Origin of the sequence: Pseudoduganella dura (genome assembly GCF_009727155.1) — a bacterium.
Taxonomy (GTDB): Bacteria; Pseudomonadota; Gammaproteobacteria; order Burkholderiales; family Burkholderiaceae_D; genus Rugamonas; species Rugamonas dura.
In genome coordinates this window covers 2,854,982-2,879,283 of sequence record NZ_WNWM01000002.1, presented here as the reverse complement: position 1 = coordinate 2,879,283, position 24,302 = coordinate 2,854,982, and the positions used below count along the sequence as shown (strand labels likewise).

Annotated in this window: 20 protein-coding genes; 18 read left to right on the top strand and 2 right to left on the bottom strand. The window is 65.5% G+C overall.

The window, feature by feature from the left end; genetic code table 11:
* Positions 1-91: 91 nt before the first annotated feature.
* Positions 92-868 (bottom strand): S1 family peptidase, encoded by a 777-nt coding sequence (locus GJV26_RS12580; protein WP_155709107.1) that lies wholly within the window; start codon positions 866-868, stop codon positions 92-94.
* A 267-nt stretch (positions 869-1,135) separates the two neighbouring features.
* Here GJV26_RS12580 and GJV26_RS12575 point away from each other — a divergent pair, with 267 nt between their 5' ends.
* The 18 genes from GJV26_RS12575 (at position 1,136) to GJV26_RS12490 (ending at position 23,290) form a co-directional block, all read left to right on the top strand.
* Positions 1,136-2,656, top strand: a complete 1,521-nt coding sequence (locus tag GJV26_RS12575) for an XrtA system polysaccharide chain length determinant (protein ID WP_308807627.1) — start codon at positions 1,136-1,138, stop codon at positions 2,654-2,656.
* A 24-nt stretch (positions 2,657-2,680) separates the two neighbouring features.
* A complete protein-coding gene (locus GJV26_RS12570; protein ID WP_189441826.1) occupies positions 2,681-3,628 on the top strand; it encodes an XrtA-associated tyrosine autokinase in 948 nt (315 codons plus the stop codon).
* Complete coding sequence (locus tag GJV26_RS12565) at positions 3,621-5,156, top strand: TIGR03016 family PEP-CTERM system-associated outer membrane protein (RefSeq protein WP_155709105.1); 1,536 nt, start codon at positions 3,621-3,623, stop codon at positions 5,154-5,156. The genes GJV26_RS12570 and GJV26_RS12565 overlap by 8 nt, the downstream gene beginning before the upstream one ends.
* Before the next feature lie 20 nt (positions 5,157-5,176).
* A complete protein-coding gene (locus GJV26_RS12560; RefSeq protein WP_155709104.1) occupies positions 5,177-6,196 on the top strand; it encodes an XrtA/PEP-CTERM system-associated ATPase in 1,020 nt (339 codons plus the stop codon).
* Positions 6,189-7,328, top strand: coding sequence for a non-hydrolyzing UDP-N-acetylglucosamine 2-epimerase (wecB, locus tag GJV26_RS12555; protein WP_216643129.1), 1,140 nt, complete (start codon positions 6,189-6,191; stop codon positions 7,326-7,328). Before GJV26_RS12560 ends, wecB begins: the two co-directional genes overlap by 8 nt.
* Positions 7,329-7,419: 91 nt before the next feature.
* Entirely contained in the window at positions 7,420-8,241 is an 822-nt protein-coding gene (locus GJV26_RS12550; protein ID WP_155712427.1) for an XrtA system polysaccharide deacetylase, read from the top strand.
* Positions 8,238-9,404: a FemAB family XrtA/PEP-CTERM system-associated protein gene (locus tag GJV26_RS12545; RefSeq protein WP_371866464.1), complete on the top strand. Its 1,167-nt coding sequence runs from the start codon at positions 8,238-8,240 to the stop codon at positions 9,402-9,404. Before GJV26_RS12550 ends, GJV26_RS12545 begins: the two co-directional genes overlap by 4 nt.
* 3 nt (positions 9,405-9,407) lie before the next feature.
* A complete protein-coding gene (locus GJV26_RS12540) occupies positions 9,408-10,670 on the top strand; it encodes a TIGR03087 family PEP-CTERM/XrtA system glycosyltransferase (protein WP_189441828.1) in 1,263 nt (420 codons plus the stop codon).
* On the top strand, positions 10,667-12,250 hold the full coding sequence (xrtA, locus tag GJV26_RS12535) for an exosortase A (protein WP_229419273.1): 1,584 nt from the start codon (positions 10,667-10,669) through the stop codon (positions 12,248-12,250). Before GJV26_RS12540 ends, xrtA begins: the two co-directional genes overlap by 4 nt.
* Before the next feature lie 5 nt (positions 12,251-12,255).
* Positions 12,256-13,431 (top strand): TIGR03088 family PEP-CTERM/XrtA system glycosyltransferase, encoded by a 1,176-nt coding sequence (locus tag GJV26_RS12530; protein ID WP_155709102.1) that lies wholly within the window; start codon positions 12,256-12,258, stop codon positions 13,429-13,431.
* The gene (locus tag GJV26_RS12525; RefSeq protein WP_155709101.1) at positions 13,419-15,314 is read left to right on the top strand and encodes an XrtA/PEP-CTERM system amidotransferase; all 1,896 of its coding nucleotides are present in this window, start codon (positions 13,419-13,421) and stop codon (positions 15,312-15,314) included. The genes GJV26_RS12530 and GJV26_RS12525 overlap by 13 nt, the downstream gene beginning before the upstream one ends.
* Positions 15,315-15,368: 54 nt before the next feature.
* Positions 15,369-16,595: a TIGR04063 family PEP-CTERM/XrtA system glycosyltransferase gene (locus GJV26_RS12520; RefSeq protein ID WP_155712421.1), complete on the top strand. Its 1,227-nt coding sequence runs from the start codon at positions 15,369-15,371 to the stop codon at positions 16,593-16,595.
* The gene (locus GJV26_RS12515) at positions 16,592-17,698 is read left to right on the top strand and encodes a glycosyltransferase family 4 protein (protein ID WP_155709100.1); all 1,107 of its coding nucleotides are present in this window, start codon (positions 16,592-16,594) and stop codon (positions 17,696-17,698) included. Before GJV26_RS12520 ends, GJV26_RS12515 begins: the two co-directional genes overlap by 4 nt.
* 37 nt (positions 17,699-17,735) lie before the next feature.
* On the top strand, positions 17,736-19,145 hold the full coding sequence (locus tag GJV26_RS12510) for a phenylacetate--CoA ligase family protein (protein WP_155709099.1): 1,410 nt from the start codon (positions 17,736-17,738) through the stop codon (positions 19,143-19,145).
* Between the two features lie 24 nt (positions 19,146-19,169).
* Complete coding sequence (locus tag GJV26_RS12505) at positions 19,170-20,504, top strand: putative O-glycosylation ligase, exosortase A system-associated (RefSeq protein WP_155709098.1); 1,335 nt, start codon at positions 19,170-19,172, stop codon at positions 20,502-20,504.
* On the top strand, positions 20,491-21,525 hold the full coding sequence (locus GJV26_RS12500; RefSeq protein WP_216643127.1) for a polysaccharide deacetylase family protein: 1,035 nt from the start codon (positions 20,491-20,493) through the stop codon (positions 21,523-21,525). Before GJV26_RS12505 ends, GJV26_RS12500 begins: the two co-directional genes overlap by 14 nt.
* Positions 21,526-21,539: 14 nt before the next feature.
* A complete protein-coding gene (locus tag GJV26_RS12495; RefSeq protein WP_173346195.1) occupies positions 21,540-22,988 on the top strand; it encodes a lipopolysaccharide biosynthesis protein in 1,449 nt (482 codons plus the stop codon).
* The gene (locus GJV26_RS12490; protein WP_155709096.1) at positions 22,988-23,290 is read left to right on the top strand and encodes a 2Fe-2S iron-sulfur cluster-binding protein; all 303 of its coding nucleotides are present in this window, start codon (positions 22,988-22,990) and stop codon (positions 23,288-23,290) included. The genes GJV26_RS12495 and GJV26_RS12490 overlap by 1 nt, the downstream gene beginning before the upstream one ends.
* 3 nt (positions 23,291-23,293) lie before the next feature.
* On the opposite strand, the gene GJV26_RS12485 is transcribed toward GJV26_RS12490, so the two are convergent.
* Positions 23,294-24,202: an AraC family transcriptional regulator gene (locus GJV26_RS12485; RefSeq protein WP_155709095.1), complete on the bottom strand. Its 909-nt coding sequence runs from the start codon at positions 24,200-24,202 to the stop codon at positions 23,294-23,296.
* Between the last annotated feature and the right edge of the window lie 100 nt (positions 24,203-24,302).

Genomic DNA, 24,302 nt, shown 5'->3' with positions numbered 1-24,302 from the left:
AGGCAGCAGCTTGTTACACGCTCGTAACTTTCGTTGTGTAAATTTTGTGTTGCTTATTTTATACGAGAGCCCGGGTTGATCGGGCAATTTTTTACTTCCCGTTAGCATTTTGCTGCAACAATTCCTGTACATACCGAACGGGGATTGCATACGAAATGCCGCTCGGCTGGCTGATGGCATTTTCTTTCTGGTTTTTCAGGAAAGTCATGTTCAGCACGCCGTGCACGACGCCGCTGTCGGGGTCGTAGACAGGACTGCCGCTGTTGCCGGGGTAGGCGGTGCCGTCCAGTTGCATGATCTGGAACGGCCGGCGCTGCAACTGGCTGATCGTCCGTGAATCGAGCCGGCGCGATGTCAGCGAAGGCAACAGAATCGGCGTGATGGCCGACAGCATCGCCCGGTGCGTGACCGGCGTCAGGCCAAGGCTCATGCCGAGTGGAAAACCGGTGAAGGCCAGCGCCTGGCCTTCGGCAACGGTGCCGCCGCCGTCCAGGCGCAACGCTGGCAGCGGCGCGCCGGTCAGCCGCAGGTGGGCCAGGTCGTGCTCGCGGTCGATGGCGGCAATGGTGGCGGGGCGGAAGTCGAGTTTTTCGCCGGTACCGATGACGATGCCGAGCGTTTCCATCCGTTCCACGTCCAGTACCGGCAGTGCATGGGCATTGGTGATGATGGAAAGGCCGTCGCCGACCGCGAAGCCGGTGGCGACGAAGACAATGGCCGGGCTGCGGGTACGCAGCAGCGTGCCGACGCCGACCACGGACGGCTTGACGGCCGGGATCGTGTCCTTCAGCGCGGCACGGGCCGGCGATGCAAGCGCGATGACGGCAGCGCAGCATGCCAGCAACAGGGAGTACATCGGGCGGGTCATCGAGCTCATCAGGTCAGGATAGCAGATAAGTAGTAGCAGATTAAGATTGCTTTTTGGGAATTACATTTCCGCGCTGTCAGCAGATTGCAACGTTGTGGGCAATGACATGTTGGAAAGAAAAATTAATATCAACAGGCAACGAATTCTGCGGTATGATAGAGCGATTGATGTAATTTAAGCAATATTTAGGAAGGCGACTGAGTGAGTTGTCGCAGTAGTCAAATCCTGGATCGGCTTGGCGGAAAGTGAGTTAACAAGATGGCAGAAATGATGGCCCTGCTTTTGAGCTTCCTCAAAGCAATTGGCAAGTACCGCTGGTACGCGGTGGCAATCACGTGGCTTGTTGCGGTCGTCGGCTGGACCGTTGTTTCCAGGCTGCCCAACGATTACCAGGCTTCCGCCCGTGTCTATGTGGATACCCAGAGCATCCTGAAACCGCTGATGGCCAGCATGACCACGCTGCCCAACACCGAACAGCAGGTGATGTTCATGCGCCGCACGCTGATCAGCCGCCCGAACGTGGAACGGGTGCTGCGCATGGTCGACCTCGACATCAAGGCCAAGAGTCCCCGGGAACACGAAAAGCTCGTCGACGAGCTGATGAGCCAGATCAAGATTGGTGGCACCGAGCGCGACGACATCTATACGCTGTCGTACAGTAACCCTGACCCGAAGCTGGGCAAGGATGTGGTGCAGTCGCTGCTGACGATTTTTGTCGAAGGCAGCTTTGGCGGCAAGAAGCAGGAATCGGAAAAAGCGATCCAGTTCATCGACGACCAGATCAAGATGTATGAAGACAAGCTGGCCATCGGCGAGAACGCGCTGAAGGAATTCAAGATCCGCCACATGGGCCTGCTGCCGCGCCAGGGCGGCGACTATGCTTCCTCCTATGGCGACCTGAGCGAGAAAATCAGCCAGGCCCGGCTGGAATTGCTGGAAGCGGAACAGGCGCGCAATGCGATCAAGCGCCAGATTGCCGGCGACGACATGGCACCGGTCACCGACACCACCGAACGCGCGATCGTCAACCCGGAACTCGATGGCCGTATTGCGACCGTGGAAAAGAACCTCGACCAGCTGCGCATGCAGTTCACCGAAGAGCATCCCGACATCGTGGCGGCCAAGCGCCTGATTGCGCAGCTCGAGGAGCGCAAGAAGCTGGAAGCCAAGAAGATGCGCGCGGTCGATCCTGGAGCGAACTACAGCCCGATGCTGCAGCAGATGAATGTGCAGCTCTCGGTCGAGGAAGCGCGCATCGCCTCGCTGCAGGCGCGGGTCGGCGAATACACGTCGCGCCTGGCAACGATGCGCTCGCTGAGCACGCAGGCGCCGGAAGTGGAAGCGCAGCTGGCGCAGCTGAACCGCGATTACGCGGTGAACAAGGAAAACTACGAGAAGCTCGTACAGCGTCGCGAAGCGGCGAAGCTGTCGGGTGACCTGTCGACGGCTACCGACATGATGACGTTCCGCGTCGTCGATCCGCCAGCCGTGCCGAGCACCCCGGCCGGGCCGAACCGCCCACGCCTGTACACGCTCGTATTCCTGGCTTCCCTCGTGGCGGGCCTCGGTACCGCGCTGCTGCTGAGCCAGATCCGGCCGACTTTCCTGAGCCAGACCAATCTGCGCGAAGCGACGGGCCTGCCGATCCTGGGCAGCATCGGCATGAACTGGACCGACCAGCAGAAAGTGCGCCGCCGTCGCCGCCTGTATGCCTTCGCCGCCGCGGTCGCCTCGCTGTTTACCGCCTACGGCGGGGTATTGGCACTCACCCTTTTCCGGCAAGCCTAGGCCGGGGAAAGCACAGGTTACAACGTGAGCATCATTGAAAAAGCCGCGAACCGTATCGGCAAACAACCCGCGGCGGCAGCGCCGTTGGCCCATGTCCGCAGCGAAGCGCCACCCGCGGTCGTGCAGGAACCGGCAGCCGGCAGTCCGGACGTTGCCGTGGCCGAGGCGGTCAGGCCCGCGCCTGCGCAAGCCCCTGCCACCGCGCTGTCGAACCCGGACCCGGCCACGCCGGAGCAGCTGCGCCGCACCACCCGCATGATCGAGCTGGACCTGGCTCGCATGAACGAAGCCGGGCTCGTGACCGCGGCAGGCGGCCGCACCAACCTGGTCGAGGATTTCCGCATCATCAAGCGGCCGCTGATCAAGCGCGCGTTCACGCCGCGCAAGGCGAACGCGAATCCGGGCAACCTGATCATGATCACCAGTTCGCTGCCGGGCGAGGGCAAGACCTTCACGTCGATCAACCTGGCGATGAGCATTGCGATGGAGCTCGACCACACGGTGCTGCTGGTCGATGCCGACGTGGCGCGGCCTTCCGTGCTGCGCACGCTGGGCCTGCCGGCCCAGCGCGGCCTGATGGACATCCTGCTGGACGATCACCTCGACATGTCCGAAGTGATGCTGCGCACGAACGTGAACACGCTGTCGATTTTGCCGGCAGGTACGTCCAACCCGCGCGCGACCGAGCTGCTGGCCAGCCAGGCGATGAAGTCGCTGGTGCATGAAATCGCCAACCGGTACCCGGACCGGATCGTGATCTTCGATTCGCCGCCGCTGCTGCTGACCAGCGAGGCGCACGTGCTGGCCAGCCACATGGGGCAGATCGTCGTGGTGGTCGAATCCGAAAAAACCACCCAGCATGCCGTCAAGGAAGCATTGCACCAGCTCGAAGGCTGCAGCAATGTCAATCTCGTCTACAACAAGTCGCGCGAGATGAATTCCTCCAGCAAATACGACTATCACTATGGCTGAACGGCGTACCCGTTGCGCCGTGCTCGGCTCGGCCATGCTGCTCGCGCTGCTGCCGTCGGCCGTGCGTGCGGCGTGGCAGGTGAAGCCGAGCGTCGAGGTGCGGGAAACGTGGTCGGACAATCCCGAGCTGCGCAGCGACGACCAGAAGCGAAGCCAGTTCATCACATCCGTGGCGCCGGGCCTGACGGTGACGAACGACACCCCGCGGCTGCAGGTCTCGGCCTCCTACCGGCTGAACGCGTTCGCCTATTCGGACAAGCGGGACACGGGCAACGACCGCCTGAACAGCACGCTGAATGCAATGGCCAGGGGCAACGTCATCCGCGACCTGCTGTTTTTCGATGCCTCGGCAGGCATCACGCAAACGCCGGTATCGGCGTTCGGCCCGGTCAGCGACAACCCGTATTCGGACAGCAACCGCAGCGAAGTGCGCAGCTACCGGGTATCGCCGTATCTCGTGCACCAGTTCGGCGGCTTTGCCACCACCCAGCTGCGCTATACGCACGACCTGGTCGACAGCGACCTGGGCGGTTTCCCCCGCAGCACATCGGACACGATCGACATGTCGCTCAACAGCGGGTCTTCGTTCCAGACACTTGGCTGGGGCCTGCAGCTGAACCGAGAAAACCTGCAGGACGGTATCGCGCCGAAATCGATCAACAGTTCGGCGCTCGCATCGCTGCGCTACTCTCTGAACCGGAAGTTCAGCCTGACCGGCACGGCCGGCTACGACAAATACGACTATGAAGGCATGGGCGAGGGCACCAAGGGCGCTTCCTGGTCGCTGGGCTTCTCGCTGGAGCCCAGTGCACGCACCAGCCTGCGCATGTCGGCGGGCCGGCGTTACTACGGCAACAGCTACTTCCTGGCCGCCAGTCACCGCAGCCGCAACACCGTGTGGAGCATCAACTACAGCGACGACGTGAGTACCAGCCGCAACAACTTCCTGTTGCCGTCGGCGGTCGACACGGTAGCGATGCTGAGCCAGATGTACCAGACGAACATCCCCGACCCGGTGCAGCGCGCCGCGTTTGTCGAAGCCTACATCCGCGCTCTCGGCCTGCCACGCTCGCTGCCCAACGCCGTCAACTATTTCAGCAACCGCTATACGTTGCAGCGGCAGTTCAATGCCTCGATGGCCTGGCGTTCGGCGCGGACCAATGCGGTCGTCACGGTGTACAAGATGCGCCGCGAGGCGTTGTCGCTCGTGCAATACGACAGTCCGCTGCTGGGCGCGGGCCAGCAAAACCTGAACGACAACACCGATCAGACCGGGCTGTCGTTGAACGTTGGCTACCGGCTCAGTGCCCGCACCAGCGCGGCTTTGTCCGCCACCGCAAGCCGGAGCAAGTCGCTCAGCGACGAGCTCAGCGAGAGCAACCGACAGTTTCGGCTGTACGTGACGCGCAGCTTCCAGCAGCGCCTGTCGGGCACGCTGGAGGTGCGGCGCAATTCCGGCGGCCTGGCGTTGCAGAACAGCTCCTATACGGAGAATGCAGTGGCGGCCTCCCTTTCGATGAATTTCTGACCGAGCGAGACGTTTTCACCATGTACGAAAGTTATTACGGGCTCAGCGACAAGCCCTTCCGCCTGCGCCCGGACCCCCATTTCTTCTTCGGCAGCAAGGGGCATAAACGCGCGATGGCCTACCTGGAGTATGGCCTGGCGCAAGGCGAGGGCTTCATCGTGATCACGGGCGAAGTGGGCGCCGGCAAGACCACGCTGGTGCGCAACCTGTTCCGCCAGATCGAATCGGACCGCATCGTGGCCGCGCACATCGTCAACACGCATGTCAATGCGGACGACATCGTGCGCGGCGTGGTTGCCGCGTTCGGCCTGCCGTTCGAGGACAGCGCCAGCAAGACGACGCTGCTGGCCCGTCTCGAGCATTTCCTGCGCGGCTGCGACACCGCCGGAAAGCGGGCACTGCTGGTGGTTGACGAAGCGCAGAACCTGACGCCCCGCGTGGTGGAAGAATTGCGCATGCTGTCAAACTTTCAGTCCGATGACAAGCCGCTGCTGCAGACGTTCCTGCTCGGCCAGCCGGAGTTCCGTGCCACGCTGCACAACCCCGGCATGCAGCAGCTGCGCCAGCGCGTCATCGCCACTTATCACCTGGGGCCGATGGATGAACTGGAAACCCAGGCTTACATCGAGCACCGGTTGCTTACCGTGGGCTGGACAGGCGATCCGTCGTTTACGCCGGCTGCCCATGCGGCCATCTACGAATTCACGGGAGGCATACCGCGCAAAACCAACCACCTGTGCGACCGCCTCTTGTTGATGGGTTTCCTGGAAGAGATGCATGCCTTCACCGATGCCGATGTCGATACCGTGATCCGCGACATACAGCAGGAATTCGAGCCTCCCGCCGCCGCGCCGGCAGCAGCCGCGCCACTGGCGGACGCCACGGCGTTCGACCCTGAAAGTGCCGTGTTCGCCAACCAGTACCCGTCCGTGCTCGACGAGCGCATGCTGCGGCTGGAACGATCGATGGGGTCCGTCCTGTCGATCCTGAAACGCATCGTGAGCACGCCAGCCGGCGTCAACCAGGCTTTGGATGAATGACATGAGCGATACCGACAAAATCCACCGTATCCTGTGCGTGGTGGGCGCGCGCCCGAACTTCATGAAAATGGCGCCAATCATGGCGGCCTTCGATGCCCTGCCGGGCATCGAGGCCAAGCTCGTGCATACGGGCCAGCATTACGACGTGGCCATGAATCACCAGTACTTCCAGGCGCTGGGCATTCCCGACCCGGACATCAACCTGGAAGTCGGCAGCGGCAGCCATGCGCAGCAGACGGCCGAGGTGATGCGCCGCTTCGAGCCGGCGCTGGACGACGTGGCGCCGTCGGCCGTGCTGGTGGTGGGCGACGTCAACTCCACGATCGCATGCGCGCTGGTGGCGGCCAAGAAGGGCGTGCCGGTGATCCACGTGGAAGCAGGCTTGCGCAGCTTCGACCGGGCAATGCCGGAAGAAATCAACCGCGTGCTGACCGACCAGCTGTCCGACCTGCTGTTCACCACCGAGGAAAGCGGCCGCGCGAACCTGCTGAACGAAGGCATCGCCGACGGGCGCATCCACTTCGTCGGCAACGTGATGATCGATACGCTGCGGCTGAACCTGCCGCGCGCGGTGCCCGCCGCGCAGATTGCTGCCGATGCCGGCCGGCCAGGTTTCGCGGACAAGGGTTTTGCCGTACTCACGCTGCACCGGCCGTCGAATGTCGACGATGCCGCGATCCTGAAACGCCTGCTGGAAACGGCCGGCAAGATCAGCGAGCGCATGCCGGTGATCTTCCCCGTCCATCCGCGCACGCGGGCCACGATCGAACGCTTCGGCCTGTCGCATCTGCTCGACCGGGCATCGATCCTGTTGCTGCCGCCGATGGGTTACCTGGAAATGCTGGGCCTGATGAAGGATGCCACTGTCGTGCTGACCGACTCGGGCGGCATCCAGGAAGAAACCACGGCGCTCGGCACGCCGTGCATCACGCTGCGCCACAACACCGAACGCCCGATCACTGTCGACGAAGGCACCAACACGATCGCCGGCAACGACCCGGCCGCGATCCTGGCCGCGTTCGAGGGCGTGTCCGGCGGCGGCGGCAAGGCCGGCCGGGTGCCGCATTTCTGGGATGGCCGCGCCGCCGAGCGCATCGCGGCGATCGTCGCCGCCTGGCTGCAGAACCGGTAACGGAGCCGCCATGAACGCGCCCGAATACCAGCTGAAGGCAACCGCGCAATCGACGGCGACCGCGCCCGGCGCCGATGCGTTGCGCAACGCGATGACGATCGATGTCGAGGATTACTTCCAGGTATCCGCGTTCGCCGACCACATCGCGCGCGACACATGGCTGGCGCGCGAATGCCGCGTCGAAGCCAACATCGAGCGCATCCTGGCGATCCTGGAAGAGGGCGGCGCACAGGGCACGTTCTTCACGCTGGGCTGGATCGCCGAGCGCTACCCTGCGATGGTACGGCGCATCGTGGCCGGCGGCCACGAACTGGCCAGCCACGGTTATGCCCACCTGCGCGCATCGGACCAGACGCGCGCGCAGTTTCTCGACGATGTCGCCCGCAGCAAGGCGATCCTGGAAGACATCGGCGGCACGCCGGTGCTCGGCTACCGCGCGCCCAGCTTCTCGATCGGCCCCGCCAACCTGTGGGCGCTGGACGTGCTGCAGGAAGCGGGCTACCGCTACAGCTCGTCGATCTACCCGATCGCGCACGATCACTACGGCATGCCGGACGCGCCCCGCTTCGCGTTCTACCCGAACGGCACCGACGGCCTGCTGGAAGTGCCGATCACCACGGTGCGCGTGATGGAACGCAACCTGCCGGCCGGTGGGGGCGGCTATTTCCGGCTGCTGCCATATGCGCTGTCGCGCCGCCTGATGCGGCGGGTCAATCGCGAGGACGGCCAGGCGGCGATCTTTTATTTTCACCCGTGGGAAATCGATCCCGGCCAGCCGCGCATCGACGGCGTCGGCGCCAAGAGCCGCTTCCGGCACTATGTGAACCTGGAGCGGATGGAACGCCGTATCCGTGCGCTGACGCGCGATTTCAAATGGGACCGGATGGACCGCATCTTCCTGGAGCGTGCATGAACGCCATCATCGAACAGGCCATGCAGCGCGCGCAAGTAGCCGCGGGCACCGCTGCCGAAACCGCGCCCGTGCCGGCTTCGCCCGCCATCGAACCGGCAGCAGAACCGGGTCCCCTGTCCGTGCGGCTGCTGCGCGCGGATGCCGCCGACCGGGCACGCTGGGATATGTTCGTGCAAGCCTGTCCGGAGGCCACGTTCTTCCATCGTGCCGGCTGGCAGCGGGTGATCGAAGAGGCCTTCGGCCACCGCACCTGGTTCTTCCTGGCCGAGCGTGACGGGCAAATCGAAGGCGTGCTGCCATTGGCGCAGATCAAGAGCCGCCTGTTCGGCCACTCGCTGATCGCGCTGCCGTTCTGCGTATACGGCGGCGTGGCCGCGTTGACCGGAACGGCACGTGCCGCGCTCGATGCCGAAGCGCTGCAACTGGCCGCCTCGCTGAACGCGGGGCACCTCGAGTACCGCAATGTCGCGCCCGCCCATCCGGACGATCCTGCCTGGCTGGGCAAGGACCTGTACGTCACGTTCCGCAAGGAGATAGGCGCCGACGACGAAGCCAACATGAATGCGATTCCCCGCAAGCAGCGTGCGATGGTCCGCAAGGGTATCAAGCTGGGGCTGACAGGCGAAGTCGACCAGGATGTCGAGCGCTTTTTCACCGCTTACGCCAACAGCGTGCACCGGCTCGGCACGCCGGTATTCTCCAAGAAATACTTCCGCTTGCTGAAAGAGGAATTCCGCGACGACTGCGAAGTGCGCATCATCGTGCAGGGCGAAGGGGCGGAAAAGCGTTTGGTTGCCGGTGTGTTGAGCTTCTTTTTCCGCGAGGAAGTGCTGCCGTATTACGGCGGCGGCATGCCGGTAGCGCGCGACGTGGCCGGCAACGACTTCATGTACTGGAACCTGATGCAGGCGTCGGCCGCGAAAGGCTGCCGCATCTTCGATTTCGGCCGCAGCAAGCGCGGTACCGGTGCGTTCGACTTCAAGAAGAACTGGGGGTTCACCGCGCAGCCGCTGCCGTATGAATACCGGCTGGTCGCGTCGCAAGACCTGCCGGACGTGAATCCGCTGAACCCGAAGTACCAACTGTTCATCAAGCTGTGGCAGAAACTGCCGCTGCCGCTGGCGAACGCGCTCGGTCCGCACATCGTCAAAGACCTGGGGTGACACGTGGAAGACCTGCTGTTGCTGGTGCACCGCATCCCTTATCCTCCCAACAAGGGGGACAAGATCCGCTCGTGGCACCTGCTGCGGCACCTCGCCGCGCGCTATCGCGTGCACCTGGCAACGTTCGTCGACGATCCGGACGACTGGCAATACGTGGCGCATGTGCGCAAACTGTGCGCATCGAGCCATTTCGCCCCGCTCAATCCGCGCCGCGCACGGTTGCGCAGCCTGCGCGCCCTGCTGGCCAACCGCGCGCTCTCCCTCGACTACTACAGCGACCGTTCCACCCGCGCCTGGGTGCGCCGCACGATGCGCGATACCGGCATCGAAAGAGTCGTCGTTTTTTCGTCGGCAATGGCGCAGTATGCGCATGACTGGCCGGAAGCGCGCCGCGTGGTCGACCTGTGCGATGTGGATTCGGAAAAGTGGCGCGCCTACGCGCAGAAGAAGTCGTGGCCGGCCAGCCTGCTGTATGGCTACGAGGCGGACCGCCTGCTGCGCTACGAGCGCAAGGTCGCCGCTGACAGCGACGCGGCGCTGTTCGTTTCCGCCCCTGAAGCGGCGTTGTTCCGCACCCTGGCACCGGAAAGCGCGGCGCGCATCGGCTGGTTCGGCAATGGCGTCGATACCGGGTATTTTTCCCCCGATGCCGGTCATGCCGACCCTTACGCATCCGGTGACCGCGCGCTGGTGTTTTGCGGGGCGATGGATTACTGGCCCAACGTCGACGCGGTGCAGTGGTTCGCGCACGAGGTGCTGCCGCTGGTCCGCGCCCGCGTGCCCCGGGCATCGTTCGTGATCGTCGGCGCCCGGCCGGCGGCCGAGGTACAGGCGCTCGCGCAGCTGCCCGGCGTCACGGTCACCGGCACCGTGCCGGATGTACGGCCGTATGTCGCACACGCGGCGCTTTCGGTCGCCCCGCTGCGCGTGGCGCGGGGCATCCAGAACAAGGTGCTGGAGGCGATGTCGATGGCAAAGGCGGTCGTCGTCAGCCCGCAGGCGCTGGAAGGCATCGATGCCGCCGCCGGCAGCGAGGTGCTGCTGGCCGAACATGCCGGCGACGTGGCGGAAACGATCGTTGCCGCACTGGCGGACCATGCGGCCTGCGCCGCGCTCGGCGCCGCCGCCCGTGCCCGCGTCGAATCCTCGTATGGCTGGGAAGCCCGGCTGGCACCGCTCGATGCGCTGCTCGAAGCGCCACGGCAGCCGGCCGGCACCGCACCGCACCCGGCCGGTATCGCTTCACCAACATGGAACCGGGCATGAACACGATGACTGTCACTGAAGAAGCCCGGCTGTCGACGGCGCTTTCCGCCAACGGCACGCCGCCCGTGGCCCAGCGGTGGATCGCCGCGTTCGCCGTGCTGCTGCCGTTGCTTGCCTATTTCGACACGGCCGCGTCGATCGTCTCGATCTGGGACCGATCGGAAACGTTCGCGCATGGCTTCGTCATCGTGCCGATCACGCTGTGGCTGGTATGGCGGCGCCGCGCGGAGCTGGCGCTGCTGCCGGTGCGTCCCTGCTGGCCGGCGCTGGCGGCGCTGCTGCTGTGCGGTGCGGCCTGGATGCTGGCCATGCTGGGCGACGTGCTGGTGGTGCGCCAGTATGCCTTCGCCGTGATGATTCCACTCACCGTGCTGGCCGTGTTCGGCACCGCGATCGCCCGTGCACTGATCTTCCCGCTGGCGTTCCTGCTGTTCGGCGTGCCGGTCGGCGAAGGCCTGATCGAGCCGCTGATCGGCATCACCGCCAATTTCACCGTCGACGCGCTGCGCCTGACCGGCATTCCCGTGCTGCGCGAAGGGAACAACTTCAGTATCCCCAGCGGCAACTGGTCGGTGGTCGAGGCCTGCAGCGGTTTACGCTACCTGATCTCGTCGGTCACGCTGGGCTGCCTGTACGCATACCTCACGTACCAGACCACGTGGCGCCGCGTGCTGTTCGTCGTCGTTGCGCTGGCACTGCCGGTCTTCGCCAACGGATTGCGCGCCTATATGATCGTGATGATCGGCCACACCAGCAACATGACGCTGGCCGTCGGCGTCGACCACCTGATCTACGGCTGGGCGTTCTTCGGCCTGGTGATGCTGCTGCTGTTCTGGGTCGGCAGTTTCTGGCGCGAGGATGCACCGGCCGTACCCGCTGCACCTGCCGCATCCGCTGCTTGCGCCAAAGCGAGGGTAGCGTCGCGTACACCATCGGCGCCGTCGGCCAGGATCGCCGCGGCGGTGCTGGGCGTGGCCGCTTGCATCGGCGTATGGCCCGCCTACGGCTGGTATATCGAACGCGGCAACGCATCGCCGCCGTCGGTCGACGTGGCATCGTTCGCCGCCAGGGTGCCGGCAGTGCCGGCCTTCACCGAGTGGCAGCCCGATTTCGCACCCGCCAGCGGCACGTTGCGTCGCTTCTACCAGGTTGGCGACAGGCAGGTGGGCTTCTGGCTGCAGTATTACCGCGATGGCGGTGGGGGCAAGCTGATCAGTTCGACCAACCGGTTGGCGGCGGCGCGCAGTGGCTGGAGTGAAACCGGCGTGGCGATTCGCATGGAAACCATCGCCGGCCGGCCGTTCACGATGCGGGAAACCACCTTGCTGGGTCCTGGCGGCAGCCGGTTCGTCGTCTGGCAGTGGTATGCCATCGGCGGCAACGTAACGACCAGTAACTATACGGGGAAATTGTTGCAAACGAAACAAAAATTTCTGACTGGCAGCGATGATGGTGCTGCACTGATGGTATTCTCACCATACGATGAGGATCCCGCGGCGGCGCATCCGGCGTTGCGCGCGTTCCTGGAAACCCATCTCGCCGCGATCGATGCCGTGCTCGCGGCCAATGCGCGACAGTGAACCCCATGAACGACATCCCGCTCATCGTCCACCTGATCTACCGACTCGATTTTGGCGGGCTGGAAACATTGATGGTCGAACGGATCAATCGCATGCCGGCCGGCGCCTACCGGCACGCGATCGTCTGCCTTACCGATTACAACCCCGCTTTCGCCAGGAAAATCACCCGTGCCGACGTGGAGGTCCACGCTCTGCACAAACAGCCCGGCCAGTCGCCGGGAACGCACGCGGCGCTGTGGCGGCTGCTGCGCCGGCTGCGGCCGGCGGTGCTGCATTCGTACAACCTGTCGGCCGTCGAATACGGTCCGGCCGCGCTGCTGGCCGGCGTGCCGGTGCGCGTCAACGGTGCTCACGGGCGCGATCACGGCGACCCCCATGGCACCAACCGCAAGCACAATGCGCTGCGCCGGTTGATGGTGCCGTTCTACGACTGCTGCTATGCGAATTCGGCGGCAATGGAAACCTGGAATCGCGATGTGATCAGGGTGCCGGCGCACAAGAGCAGGATGCTGGCGAACGGCATCGATGCCGAGCGTTTCCAGCCGCGCGTGCCGGGTGCGGCCGCCTTGCCGGAGGGCTGCCCGTTCGGCCCGGGCGATTTCGTGATCGGTACCGTCGGCCGCGTGCAGGCGGTGAAGGACCATGCCACGCTGGTCGACGCGTTCGCGTTGCTGCGCACTCGCCGGCCGGACGTTGCGCTGCGGCTGGCGATCGTCGGGGACGGCCCGCTGCTCGACTCGCTGCGGTCGAAGGTGGCATCGCTCGGCCTGGAGAATGTGGCCTGGCTGCCTGGCGCGCGGACGGACGTGGCGCAGATACTTCACAGCCTGCACGTGTTCGCGATGCCGTCGATCGCCGAAGGCACGCCCGGCTCCGCACTGGAAGCGATGGCGAGCGGCTTGCCGGTGGTCGGCACGCGCGTCGGCGGTATTCCCGAAGTGGTCGACGAAGGCGTTACCGGCACCCTCGTGCCCGCGTCCGACCCGGTGGCGCTGGCGGCGGCGCTCGAGACTTATGTGCTCGCGCCGGAACTGGCGGCGCGGCATGGCGCCGCGGGCCGCGAACGAGTACTGCGCAAATACAGTATGGCAGCAATGGTTGCAGCCTATCATGGCATGTATGACAGCCTGTGTGAACGAAAGATCAAGACAAGAGGGGCGGTGACATCATGTGCGGAATAGTGGGCCTGCTGGATACCCGGGGCCGGCGCGAGATCGACGAGGCGCTGCTGCGGCGCATGAACGATACCCAGTTCCATCGCGGCCCGGACGAAGGCGACGTCTATCGCGAGCCGGGCGTCGGCTTCGGCCACCGCCGCCTGTCCGTCATCGACCTGTCGCTGGGGCAGCAGCCGCTCGGCAACGAGGATGGCAGCGTGATGGTCTGCTACAACGGCGAGATCTACAACTACCGCGAGCTGACTGCCGAGCTGAAGGCGCTCGGTCATGTATTCCGCACCAACAGCGACACCGAGGTGATCGTGCACGCCTGGGAACAATGGGGCGAGTCCTGCGTGGAGCGCTTCCGCGGCATGTTCGCATTCGGCCTGTGGGACCGCAACTTGCAAGTGATGTTCCTGGCGCGCGATCACATGGGGGTGAAGCCCATGTTCTACACGATGCTGCCGGACGGCCTGTTCGCCTTCAGTTCCGAACTGAAGGCATTGCGCTCGTTGCCCGGGCTGCCGCGCGAGATCGACCCGCGCGCCGTCGAAGATTATTTTGCCTATGGCTATGTGCCGGAACCCAAGACGATCTACAAGGGTGCCTTCAAGCTGTCGCCCGGCTACCGGATGGTGCAGAAAGTCGGCGCGCCGCTGGCCACGCCGCAGCGCTGGTGGGATGTGCCGTTCAAGCTGCATCATGCGATGACGGAAAGCGATGCGCAGGGCGAGCTGGTCGAGCGGCTGCGCGACTCGGTGCGCAGCCAGCTGGTGGCCGAAGTGCCGCTGGGCGCATTCCTGTCCGGCGGCGTCGATTCCTCCGCCGTGGTGGCCATGATGGCGGGCCTGAACAAGGCCCCCGTCAATACCTGCTCGATCGGTTTCCGCGACCGTGCCTTCGACGAATCGGCGTACGCGGCGCAGGTGGCGCAGCAGTACCGCACCGATCACCACGTGCAGACCGTGGATACCGACGACTTCGGCCTGCTCGATACATTGTCCGACCTGTACGACGAACCGTATGCCGACAGCTCGGCGATCCCCACTTACCGCGTATGCCAGCTGGCGCGCCAGCGCGTGACGGTGGCGCTGTCCGGCGACGGCGGCGACGAGAACCTGGCCGGCTATCGCCGCTACCGCTACACGATGGCCGAAGAACGCGTGCGCGGCCGGATTCCTTCCGCGTTGCGCGGCCCGCTGTTCGGCACACTGGGCCGTTACTATCCGAAAGCCGACTGGGCGCCGCGCGTGTTCCGCGCCAAGAGCACGTTCGAATCGCTGTCGCGCGATCTCGTCGAAGGATACTTCCACGGGGTATCGATCATGACGGACGCGATGCGCGCACGGCTGTTTTCCGACAGCTTCCGCGCCGGCCTGCAGGGCTATCGGGCGATCGACGTGATGCGCGGCCATGCGAAAAATTCGCCGACCGACGATCCGCTGTCGATGATCCAGTACCTGGACATGAAGACCTACCTGCCGGGCGATATCCTCACGAAGGTCGACCGCGCCAGCATGGCGCACGCGCTCGAAGTGCGCGTGCCGCTGCTGGATCACCAGCTGGTCGAATGGATCTCGGGCCTGCCGCCGGAAATGAAGCTCAAGGGCAGCGAAGGCAAATACATCTTCAAGAAGAGCATGGAAAAGTACCTGCCGCACGACATCCTGTACCGCCGCAAGCAGGGCTTCGCGGTGCCGCTGGCCGCATGGTTCCGCGGCCCGCTGCGCGAGCGCGTGCGCACGTCGCTGCTGGGGCCGAACCTGGCCGCGACCGGCATGTTCAACGGGGCGTTCCTGGCCGAGATGGTGGAACACCACCAGTCCGGCCGCCGCGACTACAGCGCGCCGATCTGGACACTGCTGATGTTCGAAGCCTTCCTGAAAAAAGAAATGCACGCGTAAGCAAGGATGCAAGCCATGGGTACCTCCGATTTTTCCGCCATTGCCGCCCGGCCCTTGAAAATCCTGCACGTGCTGGATCACTCGATTCCGCTGCACAGCGGCTACACGTTCCGCACCCGCTCGATCCTGCAGCAGCAGCGCGCGCTGGGCTGGGACACGCATCACATCACCAGCCCGAAACACGCGGCAGAGGCCGACGACATCGGCGACAGGCATGAAATGGTCGACGGCCTGCGGTTCTTCCGCACCGAGCCGGCGCGCGGCGTGCTTTCCCGCATGCCGGTGCTGAACCAGCTGGCCGTGATCGACCGGCTGGCCGCGCGGCTGCTGCAGGTCGCACAGGAAATCAAACCCGATATCCTGCATGCGCATTCGCCCGCGCTGAACGCGGTCGCGGCGCTGCGCGTGGGCCGCAAGCTGGGCATTCCGGTCGTGTATGAAATCCGCGCGTTCTGGGAAGACGCGGCGGTCGACCACGGCACCAGCAAGGAATGGGGCGTGCGCTACCGCCTCACGCGGGCGATGGAAACCTGGGCATTGAAGCACGTCGATGCCGCCACCACGATCTGCGAAGGCCTGCGCGCCGAGATCGTCGGCCGCGGCATTCCGGCCCGGAAGATCGAAGTCATCCCGAACGCCGTCGATATCGGCGACTTTTCGGTCGGTGGCGCGCGCGACGAGGCGTTGGCCCGCGAACTGGGCCTGGAAGGAAAAACCGTGCTGGGCTTCATCGGCTCCTTCTACGCCTACGAAGGCCTGAACGTGCTGCTCGACGCGGTGCCGGCAATGCTGGCGCAGCAGCCGGCATTGCGCGTGCTCCTGGTTGGCGGCGGCCCGCAGGATGCGGCCCTGCGCCAGCAGGCCAAGGCGCTGGGCATCGAAGCACAGGTGATCTTCACGGGCCGCGTGCCGCACAAGGAAGTGCAGCGCTACTACAACCTGGTGGACGTGCTGTGCTATCCGCGCCTGAAGATGCGGCTGACGGATCTCGTCACGCCATTGAAGCCGCTCGAAGCGATGGCGCAAGGCCGGCTGGTGGCGGCGTCCGACGTGGGCGGGCACCGCGAACTGATCGACGATGGCCGCACCGGGGTGCTGTTTGCCGCCGGCGATGCCGCCGCCCTGGCGCGGCGGGTGCTGGCACTGCTGTCGACGCCGGAGGCTTGGCCGCAGTTGAAAGCGCAGGGCCGCCATTTCGTCGAGAACGAGCGAAACTGGGCCGCCAGCGTGGCGCGCTATCGCAAGGTGTACGGCAGCCTGGTGGCGCGGGGTGTCGAATGAGCGCGCTGTCGATCGGTCTCGTCGGGCCGCTGCCGCCGCCATCCGGCGGCATGGCGAACCAGACCCTGCAACTGGCCGGATTGTTGCGCGGCGAAGGGCTGCGGGTCGAGACCGTGCAGGTCAATGCACCCTACCAGCCGGCATGGGCGGGCCGCATCAAGGGACTGCGCGCCCTGGCCAGGCTGCTGCCCTACCTGGCCAGCCTGTGGCGCACCGCGGGCCGCGTGCAGGTCTTCCACGTGATGGCCAACTCGGGCTGGTCGTGGCACCTGTTTGCCGCGCCGGCGATCTGGATCGCCCGGCTGCGCGGCAAGCCGGTAGTCGTCAATTACCGGGGTGGCGAAGCGGATGGCTTCCTCGGACGCGCCCGCCGCTGGGTCGCGCCAAGCCTGGAGCGTGCCGATGCCGTCATCGTGCCATCCGGCTTCCTGGAAGTCGTGTTCGGCAAGCACGGCTTCACGACCCAGGTCGTGCCGAACATCGTCAACCTGGAGCGTTTCGCCTCGGATCGCGAACCGCCAACGGGTGCCGGGCCGCGGCTGCTGGTGGCGCGCAACCTGGAACCGATTTACGACAACGCCACCGCGCTGCACACGCTGGCACTGGTGCGCGAACGATACCCGGATGCCACGCTGGTCATCGCCGGTTCCGGCCCGCTGCGCGCCGGACTGGAGCAACTGGCGGCGGAACTGGGTATCGCGCAGGCAGTCACGTTCACCGGCCGGGTCGACAACGCGGCCATGGCGGCGCTGTACCGCAACGCGGACGTGATGCTCAATCCCAGCCTGGTCGACAACATGCCCAATTCCGTGCTCGAGTCGCTGGCGTGCGGCGTGCCCGTCGTCAGCACGAATGTCGGCGGCGTGCCGTATCTCGTCGACGACGGGAGCACCGCGCTGCTGGTGCCACCGCAAACGCCGCGGGCAATGGCCGATGCCGTGCTGCGGCTGGCGGCCGAACCCGCGCTGGCGGCATCGCTGCGCGAAGCCGGCCTGCGGCAGGTGCAGCAATACACCTGGGCGAGCGTGCGACCGCGCCTGCTGGCAGTCTACCAACACGTGCTGGCCGACCGCGCCGGCACCCACCCGCTCAGTCAGCCATGAGTATCCAGCCAGAGTTCCCAGCCATGAGTATCCAGCCATGAGCCTGCAGCCAAATACCCGCTATCGTGCCGCGCCCTACACGGCGCTGGTGACGAACCTGATCTTTCCGCTGCACGAGCGCGTCAAGCAGCACCGCAGCGTGGCCGTGCGCAAGCAGCTGGAGGAATCGCAGTACTGGCCGGAAGAGCGGCTGCGCGACCTGCAACTGCAACGCCTGCGCCGCCTGCTGGCGCGGGCCGGCACCACGGTGCCGTATTTCCGCGACCTGTTCGCGCAGCTCGGCTTCGATCCCATGCGCGATCTGCGCAGCCTGGAAGACCTGACCCGCCTGCCGCTGATGGACAAGGCTGTCATCCGCAACAATGTCGACCGGCTGAAGGCGGAGGATGCGGTCGGGCTGGCCCGCTTCAATACCGGCGGCTCCAGCGGCGAGCCGCTGATTTTTTATATCGGCAAGGAACGGGTCAGCCACGACGTGGCCGCGAAATGGCGCGCCACGCGCTGGTGGAACGTCGATATCGGCGATCCGGAGATCGTGGTATGGGGCTCGCCGATCGAGCTCGGCGCGCAGGACCGGGTACGCGCGCTGCGCGACCTGCTGCTGCGCACCCACCTGTTGCCGGCGTTTGAAATGTCGGCGGCCAAGCTCGATGGCTTCGTGGCGCGCATCCGCGCCCACAAGCCGCGCATGCTGTTCGGCTATCCGTCGGCGCTGTCGCACATCGCGCGGCATGCCCGCGACAGGGGCCAGCGCATGGACGACCTGGGCATCCGCGTCGCCTTCGTCACGTCCGAGCGGCTGTACGACGAACAGCGCGCGCAGATTTCCGATACCTTCGGCTGCCCGGTCGCCAACGGCTATGGCGGCCGCGATGCCGGCTTCATCGCCCACCAGTGCCCGGAAGGCGGCATGCATATCACCGCCGAGGATATCGTCGTCGAGATCCTCGATGCCGAAGGCAAGCCGGTGCCGCGCGGCGAGGCCGGCGAGATCGTCGTCACGCACCTGGCGACCGGCGACTTCCCGTTCATTCGCTACCGCACCGGCGACATCGGCGTACTGGGCACGCGGCCGTGTGCCTGCGGGCGCGGATTGCCGCTGCTGCAGGAGATCCAGGGCCGCAGCACGGATTTCCTGGTGGCGCAGGATGGCACCGTGATGCATGGCCTGGCGCTGGTGTACATCCTGCGCGACCTGCCCCAGGTCCAGGCATTCAAGATCATGCAGGAAAGCCTGGGCCTGACGCGGGTGCAGATCGTGCCGGCCGCGCCGCTCGATGCCCAGGCCTTCGACAAGCTGCAGCGCCAGATCGAGCGCGGTTTCAAGGCCCGGCTCGGTGCGGGCGTCGCCGTCGAGGTCGAGGCGGTCGCCGGGATCGCGCCGGAAAAATCGGGCAAGTTCCGCTACGTGGTCAGCAAGGTGGTCACCGGGAGCCCGGCCGCATGAGGACCGCAGCATGAGGAATGCAGCATGAGGGATGTGGTCATTACGCTGCTGGTGTTCGGTTCGCTGCCCTATATCTTCAAGCGGCCGTCGATCGGCATGGTGATGTGGATCTGGATCAGCGTGATGAACCCGCACACGCAGGGATGGGGTTTTGCGCGCGAATTTCCGTTTGCCGCGATCATCGCCGTGACCACCGTGGCGGCCATGGCAACCAATGCGCACCGCAAATACCGCTATCCGCTGACGCCGGTCACCATCACCTTCCTCGTGTTCATTGCCTGGATGTGCGTGACCGCGGCGTTCGCGATCCACCCCGACCAGATCATGCCGCAGCTGACCAAGGTGATGAAGATCATGGGCATGACGATCGTCGTCATGATGTTGCTGCGCAAGCGTACCCACGTCGAATGGCTGATCTGGGCCGTGGTGATCTCGATCGGCTTCTACGGTGTCAAGGGCGGCATCTTCACGCTGCGCAGCGGCGGCCAGTACCGTGTATGGGGGCCGATCGGCACCTTCATCGACGGCAACAACGAAATTGCGCTGGCGCTCGTGATGACGATCCCGCTGATGCTCTACCTGTACACGCTGCTGACCAACAAGTGGGCCAAGCGCGGCGTGATGCTGTCGATGCTGCTGTGCGCGCTGGCGTCGCTGGCTTCCTATTCGCGCGGCGCGGCGATCGCGATGGTGGCGATGCTCGTCTTCCTGTGGCTGAAGAGCCGCAACAAGGCGATGCTCGGCGTGCTGCTGATGCTGTGCGTGCCGGTCGCGCTGGTGTTCATGCCGGAGCAGTGGCACGCCCGCATCGACACGATCAACGAATACGAGGAAGACATGTCGGCGATGGGCCGCATCAACGCGTGGTGGATGGCTTACCACCTGGCCAACGACCGGCCGCTTGGCGGCGGCTTTGAAATCTACGATTCCCACGTGTTCCAGCTGTATGCGCCGATCCCCGAAGACGTGCATGCGGCGCACAGCATCTATTTCCAGGTGCTGGGCGAGCATGGCTGGGGCGGCCTGGCGATCTACCTGGCGCTGGGCATCCTCACGTGGCTGACCGGCTCGCGCATCATCAGCCGCAGCGCGCGGTTCGACGAGCTGGCCTGGGCCGGCAACCTGGCACGGATGGTCCAGGTCAGCCTGCTCGGATTCGCGGTCGGCGGCGCCTTCCTCAGCCTCGCGTACTTCGATGTGCCGTATTACCTGATGGCGGCCATGGTCGCCACCCATCTGATCGTCGAGCGCGAGAGAAAGTCGCTGGTGCCGAAACCCATTATCAGCCCGCTCGCGCCCGAGCCCGACGCACCGGACGAAACGACCCCGGAAGAAGAGCTTCGCCATGAAACAGCCTGAACCCGTCTCCGCCACCGCGGCCGCCACCGATGCCGTCGATGCCGGGCATTCCACCACGGCGCCGCTGCTGGAAAAGAGCCTGCTGTCGCTGCTGTCGCCCGGCGGCCGGCATGGCCTGTCAATCCTGATTTACCACCGCGTGCTGCCGCACAAGGACCCGCTGTTCCCGAGCGAGGTCGATGCCGCCGAGTTTTCGGCGCAGATCGGCATGCTGAAATCGCACTTCAATGTGCTGCCGCTGCTCGAAGCGGTACGCCGCGCCAAGGATGGCACGCTGCCGCCGCGCGCAGCCGCCATCACGTTCGACGACGGCTATGCCGACAACGCCGAGGTGGCGCTGCCGATCCTGCAGCGGCATGGCCTGCACGCCACGTTCTTCGTGGCCACCGGGTTCCTGAACGGCGGGCGGATGTGGAACGACAGCGTGTATGAACTGGTGCGCCATGCACCGGATGGCGTGCTCGATGCCACGCCACTGGGCCTGGGCACGCATCCGCTGCACACGCAGGCCGAGCGCCGGCAGGCTATTCCGGCGCTGATCGGCCAGCTGAAATACCTGCCGATGGCCGAGCGGCAGCAGCAGGTCGACCGGCTGGTGCAACTGGCCGGCGTCGCGCTGCCGCACGATCTGATGATGACCACCGCCCAGGTGCGCAAGCTGCACGCGGGCGGCATGGGCATCGGCGCGCACACCGTCAACCACCCGATCCTGGCCCGCCTGCCGGATGCCGAAGCGCGCCAGGAGATCGCGCAGGGCAAGCTGGCGCTGGAAGACATGATCGGCGCCAGTGTCCAGCTGTTCGCCTACCCGAACGGCAAGCCTGGCGAAGATTACGAAGCGCGCCACGTGGCGATGGCGCGAGAACTGCGTTTCGAGGGCGCCGTGTCGACGTCCTGGGGGGCGAGCCGCGGCCGGCCGGATCCGTTCCAGCTGCCGCGCTTCACGCCATGGGACAGGAGCCGCCTGCGCTTCGTCCTGCGCATGGCACGCAACCTGACCACGAGCGCACAGCTGGCGTAACAAGGAACACCCGCATGTCATTGAAGAAGGACGTCCTCCACGGACTCAAATGGGTGGCCGGCGCCAAGTTCGCCAGCCAGATCGTCAGCTGGGTCATCACGATCATCGTGATGCGGATGCTGGTGCCGGCCGACTATGGCCTGATGGCGATGGCGTCGGTATTTCTCGCCTGGTGCGCGATGTTCGTCGAGATGGGCCTGGCCCCCGCACTGGTGCAGGCCAAGGAAGTCTCCACGCAGAAGCTGCGCCAGGCATACGGCCTGTTCATGCTGGTCAATTTCGCCGTGGTGGCGCTGCTGGTCACGTTCGCGCCGCTGGCCGAACAATTCTTCGACGAGCCGCACCTTGCCAACCTGATCCGCCTGATGTCGCTGCAGTTCGTGCTCACGCCGTTCGGGCTGGTTTCCGAAGTGCTGCTGCAGCGCGGCCTCAATTTCCGCGCCCGCTCGCTGCTCGACCTGTCGCAGTCCGTCATCACCGCCATCGTCACGCTGGCGCTGGCGTGGTGGGGCATGGGCGTGTGGGCGCTGGCGCTGGGCATCATCGTGGCAGCGGTCTACCGCACCATCGCTGTGAACGTTGTGGCGCCATTCCCGCACCTTCCGCTGTTCTCGTGGCACGGCATGCGCGAACTGTTCACGTTCGGCGGCAAGATCTCGGCATCACGCTTCCTGTGGTTCTTCTTCACCCAGGCCGACACGGTGATCATCGGCCGCACGCTCGGCGGCGAGATCCTCGGCGTTTATTCGGTTGCGCTGCACCTGGCCAGTTTGCCGGTGCAACGCGTATCCGGCATCCTGAACCAGGTCGCATTCCCGGCGCTGGCGCGCTATCAGAACGACCGTGCCGCCATCGCCCGGCAACTGCTGAAGGCGTTCGAGCTGGTCTCGCTGGTGGCGTTCCCGGTACTGTGGGGCATGGCGGCAACGGCCAGCGACATCGTGCTGGTGTTCCTGGGCCGGCATTGGGAAGAAGCGATCCTGCCGCTGCGCGTGCTGGCGCTGATCATGCCGTTCCGCACCGTGGTCCAGTTCCTGCCGGCCATCACCGATGCCGTTGGTCGCCCGGGCATCGCCCTGCAGAACGGCATTGTCGCCTGCACGCTGATGCCAGTCGCGTTCTACGTCGGCACGCACTGGGGCATTTTCGGCGTGGCGATGGCATGGGCGCTGGTCTATCCAATTGTCCTGCTGATCAACATGCACCGGATGCTGGGCGTGATCGGCCTCACAATGGGCGAAGTGGCGTTGCGGATGCTGCCAGCCATGTTGTCCGCTGCCGCGATGTGCGCCGCCGTGACCGGTGTGCACGGCATGCTGGTCGACATGGCCGACCGGCACATTGCGCTGGCGATCCAGGTCGGTGCCGGTGCCATTGCCTACGTGGCTGCCAGCTGCCTGCTCAATCGCGCCGCCGTTGCGCAGGTGTGGGGCATGGTCCGGCGCAAGCGGCAGGTGGCCTGATGACCACGCACCGCGTGCGCATCCTGCCGAAGGAATTCGCGTTCGATGCGCAGGAAGGCGAGACCCTGCTGCGCGCCGCCGAGCGCGCCGGCATCCGCATGCCAAGCTCGTGCCGCAACGGCACGTGCCGCACCTGCCTGTGCGGCAGCGACGGCGGACCGGTGCGCTATCTGGTCGAGTGGCCCGGCCTGTCGTTCGACGAACGGCAGGCGTACGACGTGCTGCCATGCGTGGCGGTGGCCGAAGGCGACATCACGCTGATCGCGCCGGCCGCACGCCGGCTGCCGCCGTTGCAGCCCTGAACGTCAGTGCCGGCGCGCCGCGCGCCGGTATTCGCCCGGCCCCACGCCGTGGTGGCGCTTGAATACACGATTGAATGCCGCTTCCGACTGGTAGCCCACCTGTTCGCCGATCTGTCCCGCGCCGAGCCGTCCCTGGGCAAGCAGGCGTGCCGCCCGTGCCATGCGTAGCTGCGTCAACACTTCGGCCGGCGGCAAGCCCGCCGCATGGCGAAACGCGCGCACGAACGTCGCACGCGACATGTGGCACAACCGCGCCAGGCTGTCGAGACTCCACGGCTGCCCCGGTTCGGCCAGCATCGCGTGCAACGCCGGCTGCAGCCGCGGCACGGCCAGCACAGCCAGCAATCCCCGACCGCCGCTCTGCTCGATCCAGCCGCGCAGCAGCAGCGCGAACAGGGCAGATGTCAGCTGCGCCAGGATCGCCGCGGTGCCGGGCCGGTCCGTCTCCGCCTCCTGCTGCAGCAGCGCGATCAGCGCGCGCAGGCTGGCCAGCGCCGGTTGCCCCGCGGTGCGCACCAGTACCACATCCGGCAGCGTGCGCAGCAGCGGCGCAGCTTCGGGTCCGAAGCGCAATTCGCCGCACAGGATGTCGCTGGCCGGCCCCGGGCCGTCGTTCGTTTCCACTACGAGGTGCATGCCGCGTGACTTCGCGGACAGTGCCGGCGCACCTTCGCCCGCGTGGATCCGGTGCGCATTCCCATGCGGGAACAGCACCGCGTCGCCGGTGGCCAGCGGCTGGCATGCGCCATCGGGCATTTCCAGTATCGCCGAACCGGAAACGAGCACGTGATAGGGCGCGCAGCCGTCACCCGCATGGGCGAGCTGCAATTGCCACGGCGCGCCGAAATGACAGCGCACGTTCAATGCCGTCTGCAGCGGGTAGAGGGAAAGAAGGCGGCTGAGGGAGTCCAAGAGTGGCGGTATATGGGTGAGCCGGAAGAGCAAATTATAGCGCCGTCCGGGCATTCAACGGCTCACTCGGCTTGTCTACACTGGTTCCATCGACAACACG

Excerpts from the sequence above, each read along its gene's own strand:
- GJV26_RS12580 (WP_155709107.1), bottom strand. The coding sequence starts at position 868 with ATGACCCGCCCGATGTACTCCCTGTTGCTGGCATGCTGCGCTGCCGTC.
- GJV26_RS12575 (WP_308807627.1), top strand. The coding sequence starts at position 1,136 with ATGATGGCCCTGCTTTTGAGCTTCCTCAAAGCAATTGGCAAGTACCGC.
- GJV26_RS12565 (WP_155709105.1), top strand. The coding sequence starts at position 3,621 with ATGGCTGAACGGCGTACCCGTTGCGCCGTGCTCGGCTCGGCCATGCTG.
- GJV26_RS12560 (WP_155709104.1), top strand. The coding sequence starts at position 5,177 with ATGTACGAAAGTTATTACGGGCTCAGCGACAAGCCCTTCCGCCTGCGC.
- wecB (WP_216643129.1), top strand. The coding sequence starts at position 6,189 with ATGAATGACATGAGCGATACCGACAAAATCCACCGTATCCTGTGCGTG.
- GJV26_RS12550 (WP_155712427.1), top strand. The coding sequence starts at position 7,420 with ATGACGATCGATGTCGAGGATTACTTCCAGGTATCCGCGTTCGCCGAC.
- GJV26_RS12545 (WP_371866464.1), top strand. The coding sequence starts at position 8,238 with ATGAACGCCATCATCGAACAGGCCATGCAGCGCGCGCAAGTAGCCGCG.
- xrtA (WP_229419273.1), top strand. The coding sequence starts at position 10,667 with ATGAACACGATGACTGTCACTGAAGAAGCCCGGCTGTCGACGGCGCTT.
- GJV26_RS12530 (WP_155709102.1), top strand. The coding sequence starts at position 12,256 with ATGAACGACATCCCGCTCATCGTCCACCTGATCTACCGACTCGATTTT.
- GJV26_RS12525 (WP_155709101.1), top strand. The coding sequence starts at position 13,419 with ATGTGCGGAATAGTGGGCCTGCTGGATACCCGGGGCCGGCGCGAGATC.
- GJV26_RS12515 (WP_155709100.1), top strand. The coding sequence starts at position 16,592 with ATGAGCGCGCTGTCGATCGGTCTCGTCGGGCCGCTGCCGCCGCCATCC.
- GJV26_RS12510 (WP_155709099.1), top strand. The coding sequence starts at position 17,736 with ATGAGCCTGCAGCCAAATACCCGCTATCGTGCCGCGCCCTACACGGCG.
- GJV26_RS12505 (WP_155709098.1), top strand. The coding sequence starts at position 19,170 with ATGAGGGATGTGGTCATTACGCTGCTGGTGTTCGGTTCGCTGCCCTAT.
- GJV26_RS12500 (WP_216643127.1), top strand. The coding sequence starts at position 20,491 with ATGAAACAGCCTGAACCCGTCTCCGCCACCGCGGCCGCCACCGATGCC.
- GJV26_RS12495 (WP_173346195.1), top strand. The coding sequence starts at position 21,540 with ATGTCATTGAAGAAGGACGTCCTCCACGGACTCAAATGGGTGGCCGGC.
- GJV26_RS12490 (WP_155709096.1), top strand. The coding sequence starts at position 22,988 with ATGACCACGCACCGCGTGCGCATCCTGCCGAAGGAATTCGCGTTCGAT.